1 rRNA gene is annotated in these 1,798 nt (G+C 50.2%); it reads left to right on the forward strand.

Going from position 1 to position 1,798, the window contains the following annotated elements:
• Positions 1-190: 190 nt before the first annotated feature.
• Positions 191-1,742: ribosomal RNA gene (locus tag HPK16_RS16415) — 16S ribosomal RNA — on the forward strand.
• Positions 1,743-1,798 lie beyond the last annotated feature (56 nt).

Below are 1,798 nucleotides of genomic sequence, written 5' to 3' on the forward strand. Positions count from 1 at the left end.
TGACCTTTGAAAACTGAACAGAAACAAAGATAAAACCAATAGAGACAGTGATGTTTCTAGGTAAGAATCGCAGGGCGGAAATAGAAAGCTATTTCCAAAAGTAATACTAGTAAAGTAATTTGCTAGCGAAGTCAATTTGACGCAAGGATCTTATTCACGGTGTTGAATAAGTATTCAGATTCATCTTTATTTTAAAGAGAGTTTGATCCTGGCTCAGGACGAACGCTGGCGGCGTGCCTAATACATGCAAGTCGAACGAACCGACGAAAGAGCTTGCTCTTTCTGACGTTAGTGGCGGACGGGTGAGTAACACGTGGGCAACCTGCCTGTAAGTTGGGGATAACTCCGGGAAACCGGGGCTAATACCGAATAATAACAAGCGTCGCATGACGCCTGTTTGAAAGATGGTTTCGGCTATCACTTACAGATGGGCCCGCGGTGCATTAGCTAGTTGGTAGGGTAATGGCCTACCAAGGCAACGATGCATAGCCGACCTGAGAGGGTGATCGGCCACACTGGGACTGAGACACGGCCCAGACTCCTACGGGAGGCAGCAGTAGGGAATCTTCCGCAATGGACGAAAGTCTGACGGAGCAACGCCGCGTGTGTGAAGAAGGTTTTCGGATCGTAAAGCACTGTTGTTAGAGAAGAACAAGGATAAGAGTAACTGCTTGTCCCTTGACGGTATCTAACCAGAAAGCCACGGCTAACTACGTGCCAGCAGCCGCGGTAATACGTAGGTGGCAAGCGTTGTCCGGATTTATTGGGCGTAAAGCGAGCGCAGGCGGTTTCTTAAGTCTGATGTGAAAGCCCCCGGCTTAACCGGGGAGGGTCATTGGAAACTGAGAGACTTGAATGCAGGAGAGGTAAGTGGAATTCCACGTGTAGCGGTGAAATGCGTAGATATGTGGAGGAACACCAGTGGCGAAGGCGGCTTACTGGCCTGTAATTGACGCTGAGGCTCGAAAGCGTGGGGAGCAAACAGGATTAGATACCCTGGTAGTCCACGCCGTAAACGATGAGTGCTAAGTGTTAGGGGGTTTCCGCCCCTTAGTGCTGCAGCTAACGCATTAAGCACTCCGCCTGGGGAGTACGACCGCAAGGTTGAAACTCAAAGGAATTGACGGGGGCCCGCACAAGTGGTGGAGCATGTGGTTTAATTCGAAGCAACGCGAAGAACCTTACCAGGTCTTGACATCCTTTGACCATTCTGGAGACAGAACTTTCCCTTCGGGGACAAAGTGACAGGTGGTGCATGGTTGTCGTCAGCTCGTGTCGTGAGATGTTGGGTTAAGTCCCGCAACGAGCGCAACCCTTGATTTTAGTTGCCAGCATTTAGTTGGGCACTCTAAAGTGACTGCCGGTGCAAGCCGGAGGAAGGTGGGGATGACGTCAAATCATCATGCCCCTTATGACCTGGGCTACACACGTGCTACAATGGATAATACAAAGGGTTGCCAAACCGCGAGGTCGAGCTAATCCCATAAAATTATTCTCAGTTCGGATTGTAGGCTGCAACTCGCCTACATGAAGCCGGAATCACTAGTAATCGTGGATCAGCATGCCACGGTGAATACGTTCCCGGGCCTTGTACACACCGCCCGTCACACCACGAGAGTTTGTAACACCCGAAGTCGGTAGGGTAACCTTTATGGAGCCAGCCGCCGAAGGTGGGACAGATAATTGGGGTGAAGTCGTAACAAGGTAGCCGTATCGGAAGGTGCGGCTGGATCACCTCCTTTCTAAGGAAAAGGAAACCTGCTTTTGTTTTATCTTCTGTTTTGTTCAGTTTTGAGAG

This window comes from Paenilisteria rustica (assembly GCF_013820765.1).
Lineage (GTDB): Bacteria > Bacillota > Bacilli > Lactobacillales > Listeriaceae > Listeria_A > Listeria_A rustica.